This window comes from Actinokineospora lacus (genome assembly GCF_053813445.1).
The window spans coordinates 730,033-752,794 of record NZ_JBQERA010000003.1; the positions used below are offsets into that span (position 1 = coordinate 730,033).

Below are 22,762 nucleotides of genomic sequence, written 5' to 3' on the forward strand. Positions count from 1 at the left end.
AGGTATCGCAACGGCCGTGCGAACGGTGTTTGTTGTACCTGCGAGCCCAACGGACCATGCGCGGAGTCCAAGAGCGGATGGCGCGGCAGACGCCGCGTCGCCGGATCTTCCGTTGCGGAGTTCGGCGGCGAAACCGATGACAGAGAACGAGATGCAAGCGAGTGTGCCGATCGTTCTCGTTCGACTCAGGCACGACATTCCCGGCATTCGGCAGAGTCAGCGTGCTGTGCACGTTGTTCCTGCCGACGCGATCAACGAACCAGACAACCCTTGGAAGACGTGGTGCGGCACAAGCGTCGCACCGAGCAACGCTGAGGTGTTGGACGGCATTACCGGTATGCCGTGTGAGCGTTGCATGGCGCAGGCTCCGACACCGGAAATGGTGCGGTTGCGGGAATTGATGCTGGGAGAAGGGGTGATGCTCCCGCCGCGTTGATACCTCCGGGTTGCCTCCGCCCCGGAGAGGTTCCGCAGCGGTTGAGACCCGTCCACCGGCCGTGTCCGCCCCACACGCTGGCTGGATGGGTTCCCTGGTGACGAGTGGTTCCCGACTCGTCACCAGGAATGCGGTCCGTTCTGGACCGTTGGGCGGGTGAGGCTGGTTCAAGCCACCTCACCCGCCCGCTTCATTTAGATCCGTTCCGACCGTGAGGGTGTGCGATGCGCGTAGCAGGGTTGGAGTCACAGGTCGCGCGGCGGTTGCTGCGGTTTGAATTGGAGTTGTGGTGTTCGCGGTCAGGGGTGACACATGCCGAGCTGGGAGCACGGTTGGGGATAAGCCGGGCATCGGTGACTCAATTTCTGACGGGAAAGAACTTGCTGAGCCGCGCTGCTCTGGAAGTGATGTTGAGCTACCTGGGCGCGGAGCATCGTTTGCCGGTGCTGACGGAGATTCTCACTATCGCGCGATCTGGGCGAAATCCGGGTGCGGCAGTCTGCGGGTATGTCGGCGGTGCGGGCTGGTGGGTTCTGGATGGCGCTTTGGCCGTAGGGCTGGAAGCGGTGTCAGACACGATCGAGGTGTACGACACGAGCGTGATCACGCCGTTGCTGAGGACTGGGGACTACACGCGTTGCTTGGCCGAAGCGTTCGGCGGCCAGCTCGCCCGTGTGGACGACGAGAGGTGGTCACGTCGGCGAGAGACGATCTCGGCGGACGCTTCGGCTCAGTTGTGCTGGGTGGTGCAGGAACAGGTGTTGTACCGCGAGGTGGGGGACGCCCGCGTCATGGCTGATCAGTGCGCGCACTTGGTGGAGATGAGTAAGCGGCCGAATGTGTCGGTGCGGGTGGTTCCGGCGTCGGTGGGGGTGCACTCGGGGTTGACCGGTGCGTTCCAGGTGTACCGGTCGCCGGAGTGGTTTGTGGTGTGTCAGGAGACACGGACCGCCGCGCATTACTACACCGATCCGGCGACGGTGGCGGACTGCCTGGGTGTCCTGGCTGATCTCCGGCTGGCAGCGCTCAACACTGACCAGTCGCGGGGGCGGTTGATTGCGCTCGGGGAGGGTTGGCGGGCGGCGAGCTGATGTGACGGGTTCAGTCGACTCTGTCCCTGGCGCGTACGTGTCGAGATCGGCGAGGTGTGACGGGTTGCGACTGAACTCGTCACACCCGTCACAAAGACTGTTTTCCCTGCTCAGACACGCCGCGAACCCGTCACAGGACGTGTGACGGGTTCGGCGGGCGTGTGACGGGTTGGCGCGGCTACCCGTCACGTCGGTTCGCCCGGATCGGCGTGCCGCTCGGCGGCGCTGCGGATGGCGGCCGTGAGGTAGCCGCGTACCTGCCGTTGGCCTTCTGGTGTGGCGATCCTGCCCCGGACGGTGCCGCACCCCAGTTCGCTCATCTGGCGTCCGAACATCGTCGGTTCCATCCCGAGTGCGTCGGTGAGTTCGGCACTCGGTACGAAGTCCCGTCCGTCGCCGTGATCGTCCAAGTAGTCCACGACGGACGCGAGCGGTTCGGGCAGCTCGACCGGTTCGACCACGGCGGACGGCCCGGCCTCGGCGAGCACGTCAACGACCGTTCCCGGTCCGATCAGTGCGGGGGTGTCCTGTCCGGCCGCATGTCCGGTGAGCGTGCCCTCTGTCTCCCGCAACGTGCGGGCACGCTCGCAGAGGGTGCGCCAATCCTCGTTGGGCATGTAGTCGGTGCGCACGGTCACGGCGAGCACGTCGGCCCCGGCGTCGGTGTCCCCGTCCGGCCGCAGGATGCCGACACCCTTGTGTGTCGGGAGTAGGCGGCTGGCGTCATAGCCGCGCGTGTTCATCTGTTCGCCTAGCACGATGTTGCTGTCACGCCAGTCCATGACCCGCAGCGCGAGCCGAGAGCCGAGCACGGCGCGCAAGCCGGAGGGGATGGTCTTGGAGTCCGGGCGTTGGGTGGCGAGGATAAGCACGATCCCGGCTGCTGGCCCTTTCTTCGCCAACCACGTCAACAGCTCCCCCACGTACTCGCCTGCGGTGAGCTTCTTTCCCTGTACCTGCAACGGTGTCCGGTCTTCCAACGGCACCTGGACCTCGTCAACGACGATCGCCGTGACCGGCATGTCCAGGCCCGGATCACGAGACATGGCCGGGGTGATCTTGGATTCTGGACACACCGTGTCGTCCAGGTCCCGCATCCGCCGGTACCGGCCCTGAACCTCGCCGATCAGCTCGGAGAGCCACCCGACCAAGGTCAAGATGTGCTCGGGCTCGTCACCGGAGAGGAACCGGTGTGCCACCCGCGCGGCGGCGTCCCAGTCCTTTCCCGCCTTGAAATCGGCCACGTAGACACGGGTGTGCGGGTCCAAGATCAAGCCCGCGGCTGCCAGCCGAGTAGCGAATGTCTTGCCCTGCCTAGGAATCGCGCCAACCAGCAGCGACGTCCACACCAACGGCAGATCGATTCGGCGCTGCCGCGCGTCACGGCCGAACGGCACCGGCCGCCAGGCATCCCACCGGGCAGCGCCGAGCAACGGCGTGCGCTGCGGCGGTGCCGAGTATGGGTCGTTGTCCGCCACCCACAGCGCCACCCGCCCGGCGTGCCCGCCGTTGCCCCGGACCCGCTCGGCGATCAGCTGGACCTCATCCACCGCGAGCGCGGAGGCGAGCGCGTCCCGGTTCTTGATCACGTCTGCCGCCTTGCGGGTCGCGGGCAGGTCGACCGTGACGGCCCACCCGTCGCCTTGACGCTGGGCGCGGTGCACCAAACGCAGCGTCTCGTCTTTGCCGATCAACCGGGCATCCCGGAACGCGTCCACCAGAATCTGTGGGTCCATCGTCCACGTCAGACTTCGCGGCCCGGAGAGCACGGCCTTGCGGCCTGGTGCCCCGTCACGCTGCCTTCCGAGCACCGCCAGCGCCACGGAGACAGTAGTGCCACTTATCCACCACACCTGGTCTCCATAGACCAGGTAGGCGACCAGAACGCCAGCGGCGAGCGCGGCCAGCACAGCACCGGTGACCTTCCACCGGAACAGGGTGAGTGTGCGTATCTCGGTGAACTTGTCCGCCAGCTTGTCCTGATCGGTCGCGGCTTGCCGATAGTCCGCGACCTTGACCCATGCTCGCCACCACCGGGCAGCGGACACGATGCCCCGGACCACGGCGCGCAGAAACCGCCACGGCCGCAGCATCAGCCACACCAGCGCGTCCCGCGCTCGCTGGCGGGCGTAGGCGCGATCCTTGGCCCACAGCGGCACGCGCGGGGAGTATCGCCACCACCGTGCCAGCCGCTCGCCGAGCCGTTCACGACGTGCCGCCGACTGGTCGGTGTCGTCAACCAGCTCGCCATCGAGCACCGGCCCGACCACGGCGCTCTGCGGACCGTTCACGGCCTCGTGGTCGCGGGGGCTCACTGAGTCACCTCCTGACCGGTTTCGGCCGCGAGCGTGGCGGCCAGTCGGGAGGACAGCCCGCGTGAGCATCCGGTCGCCTGCCGCACCCATGCCGGAGTCACCTCGACGCCTGGTGTCCAAGCGGCACGGGCATCGCTGAGGTAGTCGGCGAACAGCCGCCGACCGGCCTTCGGCCTGGGCGTCGGCCGACGTCGAACCAGCGCGTCCGGCCGGGGTCGGTCAACAGGCTCTACTCCCGTCACCGGGGCGGCGAGGATGGGGTTCACGGCAGCCTGGTCACGGGCTTCTGTGAACGCTGCGGTGACGGCCGCGGTGAGCTTGTCCCGCAGGTCAGTGACGGCTTCCGCAGCCGTGAACACCACCAGCGGCGGCACCGAGTGCAGGACCACACCCGACACCGATCCGGCCGCCCACGACTCCCACGTGTTCATCACATAGGTAGCCGTGAACGTGAACCACTTCGCCCGTCGCACCCACACCCCGGTGTGCACCCGGTACCGAGCGGTGACCTGCTCTGCCCGCAGGATCGCCAAGAGGACTAGCGAGACCATCGGATCGACCAGCCACGCCACACACCACGGCAGCGACCACACCGGGGCACCGTTGGCGGCGAACTGTTGGACGTTGACCATCGTGAACGCCAGCCCGAGTACGACCCCGGCCCAACACAGCCGGTCGACTTGGTGGCGGACCTGTTCCACGCGCAGTGCCACTACGTCCGGGTGCGTGCGGTATGCCCGGACCCGAGCCGCGTCGGCCGCCTCACGCGCAAGCCGGTCAGTCACCGTTTCTTGATCACGAGCGGCGCCGGGCGGGCGGGGCAGCCGCACGCCGGCGGCTGCCCCTTCCCCGGTCGCCCACCCACCAGGGCGGGTGCTCATCAGCGACCACCACCCCGACGACGCTCCCGACCGGTGCCGGCGTCGGCGACGATGGTCAACGCGCGCACCACGGTGTGCGCGGTGAACAACGCAGGCAGCCCGAGCACCACCGCGAGCAACGTCGTGTCCTGGGCAGCGTGGGTGATCACCACCCACTGAATCCCGGTGATCACCCCGGCCACGACCAGAACACGCCCGATCAGGGAGACCGCGCGAGCACCGGCCCGCGCCCTGTCAGCGGCAGCCCGCGCCTTGCGGACACCAGCCCGCCAGACCAACAGCACACCCAACAGGACACCGAACCCGGCGAACAGCACCGTGGGCGTGACGGTGAACATCTCGGCGTTCACTTCCGCTCACCTCCCGTCCGGTCGTCCTGCTCGGACTCGGCGCGGCGAGCGAGCCACAGCGGGTAGACCGCGCGCCGGTCGTCTTCACCAAGCGCGCCCCACACGCCGAGCCCGTCCGCACCGGCCGTGCGGAACTCCAGTTCAAGGCAGGCATCCCGCACCGGGCAGCCCGCGCACACTCGCGCGGCCAACTCTCGATCGGTCACGGCCTGCCCGCTGAACTCCGGCCAACCGGGCTCACCTGGTGCCAGCGACATGCAAGCCCCGTCGCGGGTCACGACCGTCCACAACACGTCCTCGGGGACGTCGGCCAGCCGGTCAAGGCCAGCCACCACCGACTCAAGCCAGCCATCCGGATTCACGTGGTCGTTCACCACGCACCCCCGGACAGGCGGGCAGCCTCACGGGCGGCACGACGCTCCAGCGTCATCTGCGACGGGTCGACCACACCACCGCACTCAGCGGCTTCGGCGATCAACTTGTCCAGCACAGCGGAGGGGATGAGGTACCGAGACCGAACACGCACGGCCGGAAACCCACCCTCGCGGATCGCCCGGTAGAGAGTCGACTGATCGATGCCGAGAATTCGGGCGACTTCTCGAACTGAGTAGAACGCCGGGCTTCCGGCGTCTGACATGGCGGTACCCATTGCTGAATCACCTCGAAGCTAAGAAGCGACTATTTCATCGCTTGTGGACGCCAACTTCAGCGCATGTCGTTGCGACAAATGGCTCATTCGCGTGGCGGGGCTGCGCCCTCAGCCACCAAAACCGCTGATCGCGCTAATCTCGGCGACGAGGCGGAGCGCGGAGGAATACGTGGCAGAGGATTGGTCTGCGGTCGCGGCGGCGATTAAGAGCCGTTCGCGGGAGCTTGGGTTGCGGCAGTACGAACTGTCGGAACGCTCGCAGGTGTCGCAGGCCATCATCCGTGAGCTTGAGAACCACACCGTGGAACGCAGGCGCAGTACTCGAACGCTCGAAGCGCTCTCGATCGCGCTTGAGTGGCACCCGGGCCACTTGGCCGCGCTGCTGCACGGCAGGACGCCGCTGAAGCCCGGGGAGCGTGGCGACCCCACGGACGAGATCCTCGCCCACCTGGACGCCATCAGGGACCGCTTGGAGAGCCTCAGCGAACGTCTGGACGCCGTGAGCGCTGACGTAGCTCAGGCCATCGGCCGCACCGGCCGACAGGACGGCCGGTAGGCACGCCGTGCGGACTGCCGAGCAACCACCCGGCTCAGTCCGCTTGTCGTTCCGGTTCGCGTTCATGCTTCCAAGCATCGGCATTTCGGATGCCGGAAACAGGTGGCGCGAGTTAACCCGCGGCCCATTAACCAGAGATAACTACGCAGCTCAACGCGGTTATCCAGGGGGTGCCGCCTGATGCCACCGACACAGCTTCAGGCCGTGCGGAAGCACCTTGGCTACTCGGCTGATGCGGTCATGAGCATGATGATCAAACGCGCCGAGATGCTCGGCGAGCAGATCATGACCCGTACAAGTCTCAAGACAAAGCTGTCGCGGTGGGAGAACGGCCATGAGCCGGTAACCGGAGATATCTACCGTCGGCTGTTCCGGGATATCTACGGGCGGACTAACGAGGAACTTGGGTTCCCGTCCGAAGCTCAGGACGAGGAAGCGGTGGAGCTACGCGCACGGCTGGCCGCCGCTCGGATCATCGATCCCGCGACTGTGGACATCTTCCGGCGGCAAGTCGACCAGACGCGGCACATGGACCGCCGCTTCGGCGGGATCACCTTGCTTGACCAGCTCAGGAGTCAGATCGACCAGGTAGAGACGTTCCTCCGGTACAGCACAGAGCAGAGGCACCGGGAGGAACTAGCGAGCGTCATGGTCGAAGCGTCCACACTGGCCGGTTGGGAGTCGCTGGACCGGAACGCGATCACTCAGGCATGGAACCACTACCAACGCGCCAAAGCGGCAGCGCGGGAAGCGGGCTCGTTGCCGTTGCTGGCACACGCCACGGCCGAGCAAGCGTTCGTGCTGATCGATCTCGGTGAGACCGCGCTGGCCCTGGATCAACTCGCACAGGCCCGCAGCCTCGCCGATGACACGGCTACGCCACTTCTCCGCGCGTGGCTGGCCGCCGCACACGGCGAGGGCTACGCCGCCAACGGTCGGCGAGACGAAGCAATGCAGGCATTCGACGACGCGGACGCCCTACTCCCGGAAGACCCGACCGACCCGTCTCTCCCGTACGTCTTTCTCGGCGGTAGCCATCTCGCACGGTGGCGCGGGAACGCCCTTGCCACGGTCGGCGACCCGGAAGCCATCAGCCACCTGACAGGCGCGCTCCCGGTCCTGCCACGAGAGTTCATCCGTGCCCGCGTCGGGATGCTGGTAGACCTAGCGTTCGCGCACTCCGCCGCAGGTGAGCGAGACGCAGCGCACTCGTACACACAGCAGGCGCGAAAACTCGGCCAACAGATTCGCAGCGATCGACATATTCGTCGGCTCGGACGGCTCATCCTGCCGAACAGTTCCTCACATAGCGCGTGAGCTTATGTAGTAGAGCAGTGAAACAAGCGTACCCGCACCCAATAGTTGACGGTTCTTCGCAAGTTCGTTGACCTGCGCCAGTGGAACCCACTCCACTCGCCCAACTTCCTCGGTGTCGGTTGGCTCACCGATTCGTTGAGCGTCGCGCCACAAGTAGACGTCCACTGCTGCCGTAACCTGACCGGGCAGCGGCTCAAAGCTAATCAAGTGCTCCGATTCGCCTACAGGTTCCCAACCACTTTCCTCGGCCGCTTCCCTGGCAGCCGTTACCGCCGAATCTTCGCCGTCGTCAACCATGCCGCCCAGGAGCTCATATCCCCATTGCTCGGTGGCAAACCGGTACCGCCACAGCATCAGCGCTTCGTCGCGCTCGTTGACGATCAAGGCGATAGCTATGCGGGCCAGCCGGACAACGTGATATTCCCATCGATCGCCGTTGGGAGCTTGCACGTCCACTAAGGCGACTTTCACCCACCGGTTGTCATAGGCAAGGCGCTCGCCGAAGGTCTGCCAAGAACCAGGTTCGCTCATCACCCGATGAGCCTACGATATGTCCGCTACGGCGGGTAGGCCCTAGGCGAGAGCACACCTCACACTTCCTCCTACAAGGTGTACGCAGGCAAGCCACTCAACAGGCCGCAGGACTCGCAACCCAAGTTCAGCCACGACCTGGGGCGCGCGCGCGTATCTCCACATCTAGACTTCATACATGACAGGCGGAACTCTGGCTGGCCTACTCCTCGGCGCAGGGCTAACTTTTGTTGCTCAAGCAGTACTTCAGTTGCTGATCATTCCTCGCGTAGAAACGCGAAAGCGACGCGACGACCGCTGGGAAAAAAACGTGCTTGAACTTGGTGAACTACTCACAAAGGAGGTTCCAGAGGCCGCCCGAGAGGCCGAGTTGAAGCAATACCTTCTGCACTACTTCAACACAACCGCCAGAACCGTGGAGGGCGTCAATCTAGAGCGACTTGAACAATCGATTCCAGCCAAGCAGCAGGAAGCCGAGACGGCCACCCGAAGATATGAGGAGCTGGTGGGAGTACAAGCACGTTGGTTGGCAGAGCGCATAGCAGCGGCAGCACCGGAAGCGCGCGCAATTATGCGATTCCAGATCGCCTGGGAAGTGTACAGGCAAAAGAGCCTTCTTTGCACCTTTTACCGGATGAGGGAAGTCGAATACACTGACGAGCGCTTTGAAGAAGATTGGAAGAAGCAAAAAAAGTACCTCGCTGCACTAACAGCGATCGTCCGCGAACTCGCTCTGATGCGTCATCCCCCGCGAGCATCGACCGCGTATCTTGTTCGCAATTTTAGCCGGAGTAAATTTTCCTCCGCTAAACGCCACATACCAATACTAAGGAGGTTCAAGATAAGGAGGGGCGTGCGCCGACAGCCGGACTCCGGGACGGATTAAACCGTCACTTCAGACCCGCTCCGGACCAGCTAACGGCCTGGCCATGTGGCTATCATCGCCATTTTAGACGACTATCTAGCCCGACTACTTCCGCAAGCTCTGATCCTGTGCCCTCCGAGTTCTGCGGGTCCAGCACCACCGCGCGCATCCCCCTTTTCCCACCGATCAGGCCGACCTCCTTCAATGCTTTCACGGCGCGCTGGGCGGTACCAAATGAAACGTTGTACCTCTCGGCCAAGTGATCGACCGTCGGAATGAGAGTGCCCGGTGTCAAGATGCCCGCATCTATCGCGCCGCGTAGATCCCTCGCGATCTTCTGATACGGATGCGTAGGGTTCTCGACCCCGGCCCTTTCGCCAGGCGTGAATCCTCCTGTCACGTTCAGCCCGGGCGGTTGAGGCAATCCAGCGGCGACGGTCGCAGACGCGCGCTTATCGGCTTCCGGCCGCCAGCCACTGTAGAACCGCAGTGTTGTCGTTCCGCCGCCACTGTGACCCAGTCGGCCGCCAACGGTTGTGACGTCCACACCCGCCGAGATTAGTTCAGTTGCGGAGTAGTGGCGCAACTGGTGAATGTGCATTTCCCATCCGATTCGGGAACACATCCGGCGATAGCGTTGGCTAACAGAATCAGGCTTGAGCCATTCCGAGGAGTCTGCCTTATGCGAGAAGATGCGGGAATCGACGGGCAACTTGTCCACACCGGCCTTCTTCGCGCGATGCGTCCGGTAGGCGCGCAGTAGTTCGAGCGTCACCGGGTCCAGCGCTAGACGTCGGTCTTGGTGGGTCTTTGTGACCTTCTCCCATGTCCTGCCCCCACGCTGCGCAATGCTCTTGGAAATGTGGAGCGTTTCCGCGTCAAACTCGACGCATTCCCACGTGAGCGCGCACAGTTCGCCGCGCCGAGCACCGGTCACCATCGCAAGCCATATGAGCATGCCCCAATCAATGTCGACCCACGATTCCGAAACGATCGTGGCCGCCTGTTCGGTCGTTGGCGGTTTGGGCGCGGGTTTGGCAGCCTTCTGCACGTCCGCTTGCTTGAACGGATTTACGCCAATCCAGTTCCAACGAACCGCGTCCGCCCCCGCACCACTGAGAACAGATTGAACCTTTCGGATGCTGGCAACCGAGAGACCCGCGCACTTGTGAGCCCCGCAGCGATCATCACATTCGTGCGGCTTTTTCGTGCGGTGACTGATGTACTTCTTTCCGCGACAGTGCTCTCTACAAGTGCGGAGCTGCTTATAGAAAGAATCCAGCATCTCGCCGTCGACAGACGCTATCGACTTGCTCCCGATCAGCGGGTCAATGTGTATGCGGATGAGCGATTCATAGTTCTCCCGCGTGGTCTCCGCCAAGTCTGCTAGTTCGAGGTACCGGACTAGGAGCTGCTTCACCGTCGCCCGGGTACGCGGGTTGCGTTTCTGATCAACCTTGGAGAGGAACTCCGTGAGCTTCTTCTCGGCTAGCTTCTGCGCCTTCGGCCCGGGCGGTATGACTTCCGTCATGTAGTACCGCTTGCCTGTGACCGGGTCCACACCCGCGTACACGCGAACCCTCAGAGACCCGCTCGGCAGGGTCTCAACCTCGCCACGCCTGCGCCGCTCGGCGGCCTTCTGTCGCCCCATGAGCACGACGATAACCCCGGATGGCTCCACCGGTAGCTCCATGACGGAGCTTCCAGCAGAGCCCTCCGGGGCTCTCACCTGCGAGCCGCCTAAGGGAATCGAACCCTTGACCTGCTCATTACGAGTGAGCCGCTCTGGCCGACTGAGCTAAGGCGGCAGGTGGGGACAAGTGTAGCGGGGTCGCCCGGTCGGGGAGTGGGGTGGGGTGATGGGAGGGCGGGCGTCACCCCGGGGTGAAAGCGTCGTTTACTTCATGCGCAAGCGTGTCGGTGACGCGCGGAGTGAGGAGGGGCCTGGAGATGGTTCGTCGACTGCCCGCTGTGCTGGCGATGCCGGTGTCGGTGGCCGTGCTCGCGCTGTGCGCTGGGCCCGCGGCCGCTCAGGTGCCGACCACGCCGGTGCCGCCTGCCGCCAACCCGAGCGCGCCGCCGCCGAGTGCGCCGCGGGGGCCGCAGCCGCTGGGGCACGCGGTCGGCGACGCGGGAACCGGGCTGGCGGTGATCCGGCTGCTGCCCAACTCCACGCCGACGGAGTCGATCATCCCGGGGGCCGAGGACAAGCTGCCCAAGCAGGCCGCGGCCGAGGTCGGGTTCGGGCTGGCGAGCGCGCAGGCGAACTCCGAGGCGTACCTGTCTTATGAGAAGGCGGTCGCGCAGTCCGCGCCCGGCGGGATCGCGGTGCAGGGCAGCAGCCCGCAGTCGCCGGGCTCCCTGGCCCAGACCGCGCCGCCGAACAACGCCCAGCCGCGCAGTGGTGGGGTCAACCCGCCGTCCTCGCCGCTGGACACGCTGATCAAGGCGGGTGTGCTCAACGGCCGCGTGCACGCGAAGTGGAGCGACACGCTGGGCCCCTGCGTGGACACCATCGCCGACGCCTCCACCGAGCTGGCCAGCCTCTCGGCGCTCAACGCGATCCCCACCCTGCCGAGCGTCCCGGACCTGAGCGGGGTGTTCGACGCGCCCAACCTCGACAATGCGGGCGACCAGGCGCTGATCGAGGGGCTGAAGAAGCTCGGGGGCCCACTGAGCACGCTCGGGGGCGTGCTCGGCGGGCCGGGAGCGGCGACCGGCTCCCTGCTCAGCCTGCCCAACACGGCCTCGGCGCGGTCGGTGGTCACGCTGGTCGACATCCCCGGCTCGAAGAACAAGGCCGTCCAGTCGACCTCCACCATGCAGGTGGCGGCGGTGAAGCTGCTGGCGAAGACGCCGTTCGAGATCTCCGTCAACGTCGTCAGCCAGCCGACGCTGCAGGTCACCTCGACCGGCGACAAGGCCACGTCGAAGGTCGCCTACACCGCTCCGGTGCTCGAGGTGACGCAGGGCGGCAAGAGCCTGGGCAGGCTCGACGGCGCGAACCCCCGGCTGGACATCCCCATCGGCATCCCGCTGCCCGGCGTGGGCCCCCTGCCCGGCCTCAAGGACCTGCCCATCATCGGCGGTGTCCTCGGCGACGGCAGCCCGCTCACCGACGCCCTCGGCGACGGCCTGAAGAAGCTCGACCTCGGCGTCCTGCGCCTGTCGGTGGCCGGGCTCAGCCAGAAGGGCGAGGCGGCGACCACGCCGTTCAAGGGCTACCAGATCGGGGCGTCCGCGCGGATGCTGGACCTGCAGGTCCTGCCGACCGACGCGCTCGGGCTGCCGAACCTGCCATCGGCGCTGGCCCAGATCTCCCTCGGCGAGCAGGTCGCCCGCGCCTACGCGCCCACGGGCGGGGTCGTGTGCGGCACCGCCACCCAGCAGCCGCAGAACCCGCCGGCGCCCGCGCCGCAGGGCAAGGCGCCGCCGCCGCTGGCCTACACCAACGCCGCGTACCACGCGGTGCCGATCTTCTGGACCGGCACGGCGATGCTGCTGCTCGGCGTCGTCCTGGTCGCGGCCCTGCCCGCGCGCAGGCAGCGGAACTCACGGGCAACGTAGCCCGAGAGGAAGCCCAGGCCCCGCCCGACCCATCCCCGGGCGGGGCCTGGGCTCTATCCCCGGCACAGGCTCTACCCCGGTACAGGGCTCTACCCGGGTATAGGGCTCTACCCGGGTATAGGGCGCTATCCCCGGTACAGGGCGGAGACCATCGCTTCCACCGCGATGCGCGGCTTGACGTTCGCGCCCAGCGCGTCGCGGCAGGACAGGACGGCTTCCAGCCTGCGCAGGACCGACTCGGGGGGCCAGGAGTTCGCCGCCTGGGTGGCCGCCTCGGCGTGGTCGGGGTGGTTGAGGGTCGCGGTCGAGCGGGACGAGACCACCAGGACGTCCCGGTAGAAGCCCGCCAGGTCGACCAGGGCCAGGTCGAGGGAGTCGCGCTGGGTGCGGGTCGCGCGGGACTTCTGGCGGCGCTCCAGGTCCTTCAGGGCCCCCGCGCTGCCCCGGGTGGCCGACGCGGTGCCCTTCCCGGTGCCGCCGTGGCCCATGGCCGTGCGCAGCGCGTCGCGTTCGACGTCGTCGCGGGAGGAGACGACCTCGGCGGCGTCGGCCTCGGCGGACTTCACCAGGTCGTCGGCGCACTCGAACACGTGGGCCAGGGTCGGCAGGTGCAGCGGGATGCGCAGGACGCGGGCCCGGCGGTCGCGGGCCGCCTCGTCCATGGCCAGCCGACGCGCCCGGCCGATGTGGCCGCCGCACACCGACGCCGCCCACTCGGCCGTCTCGGCGGCGATCCCGTCCCGGACCCGCAGGACCTCGGCGATCGCCTCGGCGGCGGGCGTGCGCAGCGGCACCGCGCGGCACCGCGACCGGATGGTCACCGACACGTCCTCCGGGTGGTCCGACGGCGCGCACAGCAGGAACACCGTGCGCGCGGGCGGCTCCTCGACCGCCTTCAGCAGCGCGTTGGCCGCGCCCTCGGTCAGCCGGTCGGCGTCGGTGATGATCACGACCTGCCAGCGGCCGCCGGTGGGCCGCCGGGCCGCGGTCTGCACCAGGGTCCGCATCTCCAGGACGGAGATCGACAGCCCTTCCGGCTCCACCACCCGGACGTCCGCGTGCGTGCCCGACATGCTCGTGCGGCACCCGGGGCACTCCCCGCAGCCGGGCACCGCCAGCCCTGTCGTGCACTGCAAGCCCGCGGCGAACGCCCGCGCCGCCACCGACCGGCCCGACCCCGGGGGGCCGGTGAACAGCCAGGCGTGGGTCATCCCGGCGGCCGAGCCGGTGCCGTCGACCAGCTGGGCGGCGGCGACCGCGGCCGCGCTCAGCTCCTCGACCGCGGCGGGCTGGCCGACCAGTTGCGACCAGACCGGCGCCATCAGCCCGTCTCCACCGGATTCAGGCCGGACACCGGCGCCAGGTCGGCGAGCCTGCGGTCGGCGAGGGCGGAGCGGACGGCCGTCTGGACCCGTTCGGCGACCTCGTCCGCGGTGCCGTCGCCGTCGACCACGATGTAGCGGTCGGGATCGGCGGCGGCCATGTCTGTGAGCACGCTCTGCACGTGCCAATGATGCTCGGTGCTCGGCGAGCGCGGCAGGGTGCCCGGGTCGCGGTCGAGCAGGACGGTCAGATCGGGGCGCAGGCGGGAGGTCGCCCAGTCGGCCAGGCCCTCCAGCTCGGCGGCGTCGAGGCCCGCCGTGGTCGACAGGTAGGCCAGCGGGCTGTCGACGAAGCGCTCCATGACGACCAGGGCGCCGCGGTCGAGGGCGGGCCGGATCTCGCGTTCCACCAGGTCGGCGCGGACGGCCGCGGCGACGAGGGCGTGGGCGCGGGCGCTGGTGAGCTGCGCGCCGCTCAGGACGGCGCGCAGCCTGCCGTCGTTGAGGGCGGGGTCGGTGGCCAGCAGCACTTCCCGGCGGGCGGGCTTGCCCAGCCAGTCGGCCAGCAGGCCTGCCTGGGTGCTGGTGTCGAGCCCGGCCGAGCCCTCCACGGCGATGAGCAGGCCGGTGGAGCGGCGCGTCTTGCGGCGGATGGTGGCCAGCAGGTCGGTGAGGATCTTCTCCGAGCGGCGGTCGTCCATCTGCCGGTAGGCGACCACGCCGACCAGGGCGGCGATCAGGCCGGCGCCGAGCAGCACCGGGCGGGTGCCGTCAATGACCATCTCGCGGCCGAACAGGGTCACCGTGCGGGGGCTGACCAGGCCGACGAGCACCGGGGTCGCGGCCATCGCCCCGGCCAGGATGATCTTCATCAGGGACTGGTAGATCGCGTTGATCCGGCCCCGGATGGCGTCCTCGACCTGGGTGCCGATGATGGTCACGCCGGTGAGGAACGCCGCGCCCGCGCCCGCGCCGAGCATGGCCACCGCGATCAGGGCCACGGACAGGTGCGGGGCCATCGCGATGGCGCTCAGCACCAGCCCGGCGAAGACGATGGCCACGCCGAACAGGCGGTTGTGCGGCAGCGTGCGGGCCAGCTTGGGCGAACCGGCCATGCCGGTGGCCAGGCCGATGAACAGGGCCACGAACAGCCAGCCGAACGCCGACTCGCCACCGCGGAGGCTGTTGGCGTACAGCTGCGCGGAGCCGACCAGCGCGCCCGCGGCGGCGAACGCGCCGATCATGCCGATCAGCAGGCCGCGCACCAGCGGCGTGGTCCGCACGAAGTGGGCGGCGTCCTTGACCATCGCGCCGAAGCCCGGCTTCTCCGCGGTCTCGGGTTTGCTGGTGTCGACCACCCGCCTGGACAGCTCCGGGATGCGGGTGGCCACGATGATCGCGCTGCTCAGGTAGAGCGCGCCGTTGACCAGCAGGATGATCTTGGCGATGCCGAAGCCGGAGGGGTCGACGTCGAAGGTGGAGCTGGCGCCGGTGATCAGCGCGTACAGCCCGGCGCCGCTGATCACCGAGATGCCGTAGGTCATCACCATGCCCAGCTGGTTCGCCGTCTCCACCTGGTCGGGGCGGCGCAGCAGGTTGGGCACCGCGGCGTCCTTCGACGGAATCCACAGCAGCGCGCAGCAGCCGATCAGGAAGTTGCCGAGGAACAGCCACAGCGTCGAGCCCACGACCGCGATGGAGACGAACAGCGCGCAGCGCAGGATGTCGGCGACGACCATGACCTTGCGCCGGTCGAACCGGTCGGCGAAGATCCCGCCCAGCGGCGCGAACAGCAGGCCGGGCAGCAGCTGGGTGAGCACGACGCCCGCGAAGGCGAAGCTCTGCGCGCGGTAGTCGTCGAGGAACGTGGTGGCCAGCCCGGTCAGCGCCAGCAGGGAGAGCCAGTCCCCCATGCTGCACAGGTAGGTGACACCCCACAGCCTGCGGAACGGGCGGATGGAGAGCACGCTGCGGACGCGGTGGGCCATGGACGCCTCGGACCCGGCCTGCCCCGCCTGCCCGTTAGAGCCTGCGCTGATCGCCCTCCACCCCATTCCACACCGGCTGCACCTAGCGTAACCATGGCCCTGCGCCATTCAGGTGACGCCACCGTGGTCGGACCAGGTTAGTCAACCTCGTGCAACCTGAGGGTGACTTCAGGTGAACACGTTGTCGGGAACACCCATGTCCGATTGTGCTGGATTCGGTGGGCGGGCACCCGACGAATCACGCTTTGGAGTTGGCCGCGGACTTCTTCGCCGCGGGCTTCTTCGCCGCGGTCTTGGTCGTCTTCGCCGGGGCCCGCCGGACCGGGGTCCGCTTCTTGGGCGCCGGGTCCTTCGCCCGCTTCTCGGCCAGCAGCTCCGAGGCGCGGTCGATCGAGATGGTCTCGACGCTGTCGGACTTGCGCAGCGAGGCGTTGGTCTCCCCGTCGGTCACATAAGGGCCGAAGCGGCCCTCCTTGATCACCATCGGCTTGCCGGAGACCGGGTCGGCGCCCAGCTCGCGCAGCGGCGGCGCGGCGGCGGCGCGACGGCCCCGCTGCTTGGGCTCGGCGTAGATCTTGAGCGCGGCATCGAGGTCGATGTCGAAGATCTGGTCCTCACTGGCCAGCGAGCGGGAGTCGGTGCCCTTCTTCAGGTACGGCCCATAACGGCCGTTCTGGGCGGTGATCTCCTCGCCGCTGGCCGGGTCGGTGCCGACGACGCGGGGCAGCGAGAGCACCTTCAGCGCGTCCTGCAGGGTCACCGTGTCCAGCGACATCGACTGGAACAGCGACCCGGTGCGCGGCTTGGGCTTGGCCGCCTTGCGGGGCTTCTTGCCGTCGGCGGGCGGCTCCTCCTCGGGCAGCACCTCGGTGACGTAGGGACCGAAGCGGCCGTCCTTGGCGACGATCTCGTGCCCGGTGACCGGGTCGGTGCCCAGCGAGCGGCCCTCCATCGGGACCGAGAACAGCTCCTCGGCGATCTCCCTGGTCAGCTCGTCGGGCGGCAGGGCCTCGGGCAGGTTGGCGCGCTGCGGCTCGCCGTCGACCTCGCGCTCCAGGTACGGCCCGTAGCGGCCGACCCGGACCACGACCGGGCGCCCGGCGCTGTCGTCGAAGACCTGGATGGAGTTGACCTCCTTGGGGTCGATCTCCTCGACCCCGGAGCCCACCAGTTTCTTCAGCCCGCCGGAGCGGCCGACCGAGCCCGCGGGCCCGATGTCGCCGCCGAAGTAGAACCCGGCCAGCCAGGTCGTGCGCTCCTGGTCGCCCACGGCGATGCGGTCGAGCTCGTCTTCCATCGCGGCGGTGAAGTCGTAGTCGACCAGCCGCTCGAAGTGCTGCTCCAGCAGCCCGACCACGGAGAACGCGATCCAGGACGGGACCAGCGCCGAGCCCTTCTTCCACACGTAGCCGCGGTCCTGGATCGTCTTGATGATCGAGGTGTAGGTCGAGGGGCGGCCGATGCCGAGGTCTTCGAGCTGCTTGATCAGGCTGGGCTCGGAGTAGCGGGCGGGCGGGCTGGTGGCGTGGCCGTCGGCGGCCAGCTCGGCCGCGGTGACCGGGTGGCCCTTGGTCAGCCGCGGCAGGCGCCGCTCGGCGTCGTCGGCCTCGCCGCCGGTCTCGGAGTCCACGGCCTCGACGTAGGCGCGCAGGAAGCCCGCGAAGGTGATCGTGCGGCCCGATGAGGAGAACGTGCACTCCTCGCCGGAGGCCGCGCTGCCGGTGATCCGCACGGTCATCGTGGTGCCGCGCACGTCGGCCATCTGGGAGGCGATGGTGCGCTGCCAGATCAGCTCGTAGATGCGGAACTCGTCGGCCTCCAGCTCCGAGGCGACCTGGCCGGGGGTGCGGAACACCTCACCGGCCGGGCGGATGGCCTCGTGCGCCTCCTGGGCGTTCTTGACCTTGCGCGTGTACTGGCGCGGCTGGGGCGAGACGTACTCGGCGCCGTAGAGCTCGGTGGCCTGGGCGCGGGAAGCCTGGATCGCCGTCTCCGACAGCGTGGTGGAGTCGGTGCGCATGTAGGTGATGTAGCCGTTCTCGTACAACCGCTGCGCGGCGCGCATCGTGCGGTCGGCCGAGAAGCGCAGCTTGCGGCCCGCCTCCTGCTGGAGCGTGGAGGTCATGAACGGCGCGTACGGCTTGCGCGTGTACGGCTTCTCCTCGACGCTGGTGACCGTCAGCGCGGCGCCCTGGAGCCCCTCGGCGAGCCGCCGGGCCTCGGGCTCCTCCAGCAGCAGCACCTCGGACCCGGCCTTGAGCTTGCCATCGGGCCCGAAGTCGCGGCCGGTGGCCAGGCGGGCGCCGTCGACGGAGAGCAGCCGGGAGCCGAAGGTGCTGGGCTCGGCCTCGGGTCCGGCGTCGAGGGTGGCCGAGATGTCCCAGTACGAGGCCGAGACGAACGCCATGCGCTCGCGCTCGCGCTGCACCACGATCCGGGTCGCCACCGACTGCACGCGGCCCGCCGACAGCCGCGGCATGACCTTCTTCCACAGCACCGGGCTGACCTCGTAGCCGTAGAGGCGGTCGAGGATGCGGCGGGTCTCCTGGGCGTCGACGAGGTCGCGGTCCAGCTCGCGGGTGCTCTCGGCGGCGGCGCGGATGGCCGACTCGGTGATCTCGTGGAAGACCATCCTGCGCACCGGCACCTTGGGCTTGAGCGCCTCCAGCAGGTGCCAGGCGATGGCCTCGCCCTCGCGGTCGCCGTCTGTTGCCAGGTAGAGCTCGTCGACGTCCTTGAGCAGGCCCTTGAGCTCGTTGACCGTCGACTTCTTGTCCGGGGTGACGATGTAGATGGGCTCGAAGCCGTTGTCGACGTTGACGCCGAGGTTGGACCACGTCTGGCCCTTGTACTTGTCCGGGACCTCGGCGGCCTTGCGGGGAAGGTCGCGGATGTGGCCGCGGGAGGACTCCACGACGAAGTTGCGCCCCAGGTAGGAGGCGATCTTCTTCGCCTTGGCTGGGGACTCGACGATCACGAGCCTGCGCGGCTGCGCCCCCCCGGTGCCACCCGCGCTTCTCTTGGAATTCGTCGTTCCGGCCACGCCTGTCCCGCTCTCTGTAGACCCCGTCCCGGTCCGCCAGTGTGCACGCACGGTACCCAGCACTGGGAATCGGCCGACCGAGTATGGACCTTTACCACCTGTAGCACGCTCAGGACACCACACGCATCCGGACAGCGGCGGGCCAGTGATCGGGACGGCTCGGTCCGGCGGGCGGCCCGACCAGCTCCAGCAACCGCGCCAACCTGCGCCTTCCGGTGATCCGAACACCCGGCCCGTCACCGTCGTGCGCGGTGGCGGGCAGTCCGCACCGCGCCAGAGCTGCCAGCAGCGGCCCCTGAGTATGGGGGGCGGCCGGGTCGATGGCGAGCCGGTATCCCCCTTCGACCCACCCGCCCGCCGCCATCACCCACATGCGCAACACGGCGCCGTACGGGGTGAACCCGGCGGGGACGTCCTTGGCCGCGCCCCAGGCGACGGCCAGCGGCACCAGGTCGGCGCGGAACGCGGTGCGCAGCTGCGTGGTGCCCAGGTACTCGCAGACCTGCGGCCGGACCTGCACCCCGCGCTCGGCGAACGCCGTGACCAGCGCGTTCGCCCGCCACGGCGCGTCGACCGGGATCGTCAGCCGGGCAGTGCCCCTGGCGAACTGGCGGACCCGGCCAGGCCCGCAGAGCAGCCCCGCCAGGTCGCCGACCCGGGGGGTCGACGCCTGGGCGGAGTAGAAGGACAGCTGCTCCACGACGGCCAGATTAGAACAGGGGTTCGACACCGCGAAAGCCCCGCGTGCCACGGACCGCAGTCGAGCGGTCACGTGGCGAGAATCACGAAGTCGCGGTGGCCGTCGTCGAGGTGGCCATCGTCGGCGTGGTCGCCGAGGCGCTCCCGTCGGAGCCCGCGAGCGTCTTGCACGACTCGGCCTCCCGGAAGGCCGCGTCGAGTTCGGCGTTGCCGCGCAGACCCGCCGTCGGGTCCTCCAGCTCGCTGAGCTTCTGCAGGTCCTCGCCGACCTTGACGAACGCGGCCTGGAAGGCGGCGGGGTCGGAGACGTCGGCGGCGGCGAGGCGGGTCTTGGCGCTCTCCACCGCGCCCTTGGCCTCCTCCAGCGTGCTGATCGTCCGGTCGGCGGCGACCTGGCCCTCGGCCACCGGCGGCGCACCCGCGTCGCGCACGCCGCCGATCATCCGGTCCAGCGCCCCCGCCAGCGTGTCGAGGTAGGTCACCAGGCCGTCCCTGGCCTTCTCCGGGTTGGACGGGTCGATGTTCGGTCCGCCGCTGAGCTTGGCCACCTCCGGCGCGACCGAGGCGCAGACCTTCTCGGCCCAGGCTTTCGCGTCGCCGTTGGCGCTGGTCTCGGAGGTGGACTGGGGGAGCGTGGTCGCGGGCGCGGAAGTGGTCGGAGCGCCGGTATCGGTGGCGCATCCCGTCATGAGCAAGGCGAGAGCGACTGCGGCGGTAAGACGGCGGACCATCGACGGGCCTCCTAGAGCTGATCGGCGTTGGCCAGCGTGGCACGCGGGCCGGGTGCTTGCAGGGCGGGAAAGAGCAGGGCCGGCCCCGCGTCAGCGGAGCCGGCCCTGTGACGTGCCGTTACGCGTTGGAGACGCTCTCGGCGGGCGACTCGGCGATCGCCGTGCCGCGACGCTTGGAGATCACGACCGCCGCCACGATCAGCGCCAGCGCGACCAGCGCGATGCTCACGCGTAGGCCGGTGGAGGCGTCGACGCCCACCGAGAAGGTGACGATGGCGGGCGCGATCAGCACCGACACCAGGTTCATCACCTTGATCAGCGGGTTGATGGCCGGGCCCGCGGTGTCCTTGAACGGGTCGCCGATGGTGTCGCCGATGATCGTCGCCTCGTGCGCCGGGGAGCCCTTGCCGCCGTGGTGGCCGTCCTCGACCAGCTTCTTGGCGTTGTCCCACGCCCCACCGGAGTTGGCCAGGAAGACCGCCATCAGCGTGCCCGCGGCGATCGCGCCGCCGAGGTACCCGGCCAGCGGGGCCACGCCGAGGCCGAAGCCGACGGTGATCGGGGCCAGCACGGCCAGCAGGCCGGGGGTGGCCAGCTCGCGCAGCGAGTCCCGGGTGCAGATGTCGACGACCTTGCCGTACTCCGGACGGGTGGTGCCCTCCATGATCCCGGGGATGTCCCGGAACTGGCGGCGCACCTCGAAGACGATCGCGCCCGCCGCCCTGGTGACCGCGTTGACCGCCAGGCCGGAGAACATGAACACCACCGCGGCGCCGATGATCACGCCGACGAGGACGTCCGGGGTGAACACCGCGAAGTCCTCGAAGTCCAGGGGGACCTGGGCCTTGGCGAGGGCGGTGCGGATCGCGTCGAGGTAGGACCCGAACAGCGCCGTCGCGGCGAGCACCGCGGTGGCGATGGCGATGCCCTTGGTGATGGCCTTGGTGGTGTTGCCGACCGCGTCGAGCTCGGTGAGGATTCGCGCGCCCTCGCCGTGCACGTCGCCGGACATCTCGGCGATGCCCTGGGCGTTGTCCGAGACCGGGCCGAAGGTGTCCATCGCGACGATGACGCCGACGGTGGTCAGCAGGCCGGTGCCCGCCAGGGCGATGGCGAACAGCGCCACGACCACGGAACCGGAGAGCAGGAACGCGCCGTAGACCGCCCCGGCGATGACCAGCGCGGTGTACACCGCGGACTCGAAGCCGACGGAGATGCCCGCGAGCACGACGGTGGCCGGACCGGTCAGCGCGGTCTGGCCGACCTCCTTGACCGGCTTGTAGTCGGTGCCGGTGAAGTAGCCGGTGAGCCAGAGGATGATGCCCGCCAGCACGATGCCGATGATCACCGCGACCGCGGCGACGAGCGCCGGGCTGCCCACGATGCTCGGGTCGCCCGGGTTGGTCAGCTCGGAGAACGAGGTCGGCAGGTAGATGAACGCCGCCGCGGTGCACAGCACCGCCGAGACGACCGCGGAGATGTAGAAGGAGCGGTTGATCGCGGTCAGGCCGCTCTCCCCCGCCTTCGCCTTGGTGATGTAGACGCCCAGGATCGCGGTGAGCACGCCGAGCGCCGGGACGATCAGCGGGAACAGCAGGCCCTGCACGCCGAACGCCGTGCTGCCGAGGATGAGCGCGGCGACGAGCATGACCGCGTAGGACTCGAACAGGTCCGCGGCCATGCCTGCGCAGTCGCCCACGTTGTCGCCGACGTTGTCGGCGATCGTGGCGGCGTTGCGCGGGTCGTCCTCGGGGATGTTCTGCTCGACCTTGCCGACGAGGTCGGCGCCGACGTCAGCGGCCTTGGTGAAGATGCCGCCGCCCACGCGCATGAACATCGCGATCAGGGCCGCGCCGAAACCGAAGCCCTCCAACACCTTCGGCGCCATGCCGGTGTAGACCAGCACGACGACCGCGGCGCCGAACAGGCCCAGGCCGACGGTGGCCATGCCGACCGCGCCGCCGGTGCGGAAGGCGATCCGCATGGCCTTCTCCCGGCCCGCCTCCTCGTTGGCCGCCGCGGCGACACGCAGGTTCGCCTGCGTGGACAGCCACATGCCCAGGTAGCCGATGCCGAAGGAGAACACCGCCCCGACCACGAAGAACAGCGATCGCCCGACCTTCTCCGCCGTACTGTCCGCGGGAAGCAGGAAAAGCAGCAGGAAGACGATGCTTCCGAAAATCAGCAGCGTGTTGCGCTGCCGCTTGAGATACGCCGCCGCGCCCTCTTGGACCGCCTTGGCGATGTCCTGCATCTTGGCGGTTCCCTGGCCGGCGGCCAGGACCTCCTTGAGCAGCACATATCCGACGGCAAGAGCGGCGAGGGCGATCACGGCGATGACTACGACCACACCGCGATCCGTGCCGGTGAGGGTCAAGCCTTCTGCCGCGAGGAACTGCCCTTGCATCCGTCCTCCTGTTG

19 protein-coding genes and 1 tRNA gene are annotated in these 22,762 nt (G+C 68.4%); 6 read left to right on the forward strand and 14 right to left on the reverse strand.

Annotated features, from left to right (window positions below; all coding sequences use genetic code 11):
* The first annotated feature begins 136 nt into the window (after positions 1-136).
* Both ACTG9Q_RS11560 and ACTG9Q_RS11565 read left to right on the forward strand, forming a co-directional pair.
* Positions 137-436, forward strand: coding sequence for a hypothetical protein (locus tag ACTG9Q_RS11560; protein ID WP_455572672.1), 300 nt, complete (start codon positions 137-139; stop codon positions 434-436).
* A gap of 224 nt (positions 437-660) precedes the next feature.
* Complete coding sequence (locus ACTG9Q_RS11565) at positions 661-1,527, forward strand: helix-turn-helix domain-containing protein (RefSeq protein ID WP_455572673.1); 867 nt, start codon at positions 661-663, stop codon at positions 1,525-1,527.
* 185 nt (positions 1,528-1,712) lie between these two features.
* Here the strand turns inward: ACTG9Q_RS11565 and ACTG9Q_RS11570 are convergent, their stop codons facing one another.
* The 5 genes from ACTG9Q_RS11570 to ACTG9Q_RS11590 form a co-directional block, all read right to left on the reverse strand.
* Positions 1,713-3,620: a cell division protein FtsK gene (locus ACTG9Q_RS11570; protein ID WP_455572738.1), complete on the reverse strand. Its 1,908-nt coding sequence runs from the start codon at positions 3,618-3,620 to the stop codon at positions 1,713-1,715.
* Between the two features lie 218 nt (positions 3,621-3,838).
* Positions 3,839-4,672 carry a hypothetical protein gene (locus ACTG9Q_RS11575; RefSeq protein ID WP_455572674.1) on the reverse strand — a complete coding sequence of 278 codons (834 nt, stop codon included), beginning with the start codon at positions 4,670-4,672 and terminating at the stop codon, positions 3,839-3,841.
* A 50-nt stretch (positions 4,673-4,722) separates the two neighbouring features.
* Positions 4,723-5,073, reverse strand: a complete 351-nt coding sequence (locus ACTG9Q_RS11580; protein ID WP_455572675.1) for a hypothetical protein — start codon at positions 5,071-5,073, stop codon at positions 4,723-4,725.
* Positions 5,070-5,447 carry a WhiB family transcriptional regulator gene (locus ACTG9Q_RS11585; protein ID WP_455572676.1) on the reverse strand — a complete coding sequence of 126 codons (378 nt, stop codon included), beginning with the start codon at positions 5,445-5,447 and terminating at the stop codon, positions 5,070-5,072. The genes ACTG9Q_RS11580 and ACTG9Q_RS11585 overlap by 4 nt, the downstream gene beginning before the upstream one ends.
* A complete protein-coding gene (locus ACTG9Q_RS11590) occupies positions 5,444-5,722 on the reverse strand; it encodes a helix-turn-helix domain-containing protein (RefSeq protein WP_455572677.1) in 279 nt (92 codons plus the stop codon). Before ACTG9Q_RS11590 ends, ACTG9Q_RS11585 begins: the two co-directional genes overlap by 4 nt.
* A 43-nt stretch (positions 5,723-5,765) precedes the next feature.
* Between ACTG9Q_RS11590 and ACTG9Q_RS11595 the strand changes: the two genes are divergently transcribed.
* Together ACTG9Q_RS11595 and ACTG9Q_RS11600 are read left to right on the forward strand one after the other, a co-directional pair.
* Complete coding sequence (locus tag ACTG9Q_RS11595; protein WP_455572678.1) at positions 5,766-6,278, forward strand: XRE family transcriptional regulator; 513 nt, start codon at positions 5,766-5,768, stop codon at positions 6,276-6,278.
* Between the two features lie 240 nt (positions 6,279-6,518).
* The gene (locus ACTG9Q_RS11600; protein WP_455572679.1) at positions 6,519-7,595 is read left to right on the forward strand and encodes a tetratricopeptide repeat protein; all 1,077 of its coding nucleotides are present in this window, start codon (positions 6,519-6,521) and stop codon (positions 7,593-7,595) included.
* Here ACTG9Q_RS11600 and ACTG9Q_RS11605 read toward each other — a convergent pair.
* A complete protein-coding gene (locus tag ACTG9Q_RS11605; RefSeq protein ID WP_455572739.1) occupies positions 7,581-8,126 on the reverse strand; it encodes an NUDIX hydrolase in 546 nt (181 codons plus the stop codon). The two genes, ACTG9Q_RS11600 and ACTG9Q_RS11605, sit on opposite strands and share 15 nt — an antisense overlap.
* 178 nt (positions 8,127-8,304) lie before the next feature.
* On the opposite strand from ACTG9Q_RS11605, the gene ACTG9Q_RS11610 reads away from it, so the two are divergent.
* Positions 8,305-9,012, forward strand: coding sequence for a hypothetical protein (locus tag ACTG9Q_RS11610; RefSeq protein ID WP_455572680.1), 708 nt, complete (start codon positions 8,305-8,307; stop codon positions 9,010-9,012).
* A 52-nt stretch (positions 9,013-9,064) separates the two neighbouring features.
* Here the strand turns inward: ACTG9Q_RS11610 and ACTG9Q_RS11615 are convergent, their stop codons facing one another.
* A complete protein-coding gene (locus tag ACTG9Q_RS11615) occupies positions 9,065-10,684 on the reverse strand; it encodes a tyrosine-type recombinase/integrase (RefSeq protein WP_455572681.1) in 1,620 nt (539 codons plus the stop codon).
* A gap of 41 nt (positions 10,685-10,725) precedes the next feature.
* Positions 10,726-10,799: transfer RNA gene (locus ACTG9Q_RS11620), tRNA-Thr, on the reverse strand.
* A 142-nt stretch (positions 10,800-10,941) separates the two neighbouring features.
* Here ACTG9Q_RS11620 and ACTG9Q_RS11625 point away from each other — a divergent pair.
* On the forward strand, positions 10,942-12,558 hold the full coding sequence (locus tag ACTG9Q_RS11625; protein ID WP_455572682.1) for a hypothetical protein: 1,617 nt from the start codon (positions 10,942-10,944) through the stop codon (positions 12,556-12,558).
* 125 nt (positions 12,559-12,683) lie between these two features.
* On the opposite strand, the gene ACTG9Q_RS11630 is transcribed toward ACTG9Q_RS11625, so the two are convergent.
* The 6 genes from ACTG9Q_RS11630 to ACTG9Q_RS11655 form a co-directional block, all read right to left on the reverse strand.
* Positions 12,684-13,880: a DNA polymerase III subunit delta' gene (locus tag ACTG9Q_RS11630; protein WP_455572683.1), complete on the reverse strand. Its 1,197-nt coding sequence runs from the start codon at positions 13,878-13,880 to the stop codon at positions 12,684-12,686.
* On the reverse strand, positions 13,880-15,868 hold the full coding sequence (locus ACTG9Q_RS11635; RefSeq protein ID WP_455572684.1) for a bifunctional MFS transporter/dTMP kinase: 1,989 nt from the start codon (positions 15,866-15,868) through the stop codon (positions 13,880-13,882). The genes ACTG9Q_RS11630 and ACTG9Q_RS11635 overlap by 1 nt, the downstream gene beginning before the upstream one ends.
* 238 nt (positions 15,869-16,106) lie before the next feature.
* Positions 16,107-18,911, reverse strand: a complete 2,805-nt coding sequence (gene topA / locus ACTG9Q_RS11640) for a type I DNA topoisomerase (RefSeq protein WP_455572685.1) — start codon at positions 18,909-18,911, stop codon at positions 16,107-16,109.
* Positions 18,912-19,020: 109 nt separating this feature from the next.
* On the reverse strand, positions 19,021-19,662 hold the full coding sequence (locus ACTG9Q_RS11645; RefSeq protein WP_455572686.1) for a hypothetical protein: 642 nt from the start codon (positions 19,660-19,662) through the stop codon (positions 19,021-19,023).
* Positions 19,663-19,693: 31 nt separating this feature from the next.
* Complete coding sequence (locus ACTG9Q_RS11650; protein ID WP_455572687.1) at positions 19,694-20,299, reverse strand: hypothetical protein; 606 nt, start codon at positions 20,297-20,299, stop codon at positions 19,694-19,696.
* A gap of 160 nt (positions 20,300-20,459) precedes the next feature.
* Positions 20,460-22,748 carry a sodium-translocating pyrophosphatase gene (locus ACTG9Q_RS11655; protein ID WP_455572688.1) on the reverse strand — a complete coding sequence of 763 codons (2,289 nt, stop codon included), beginning with the start codon at positions 22,746-22,748 and terminating at the stop codon, positions 20,460-20,462.
* Positions 22,749-22,762 lie beyond the last annotated feature (14 nt).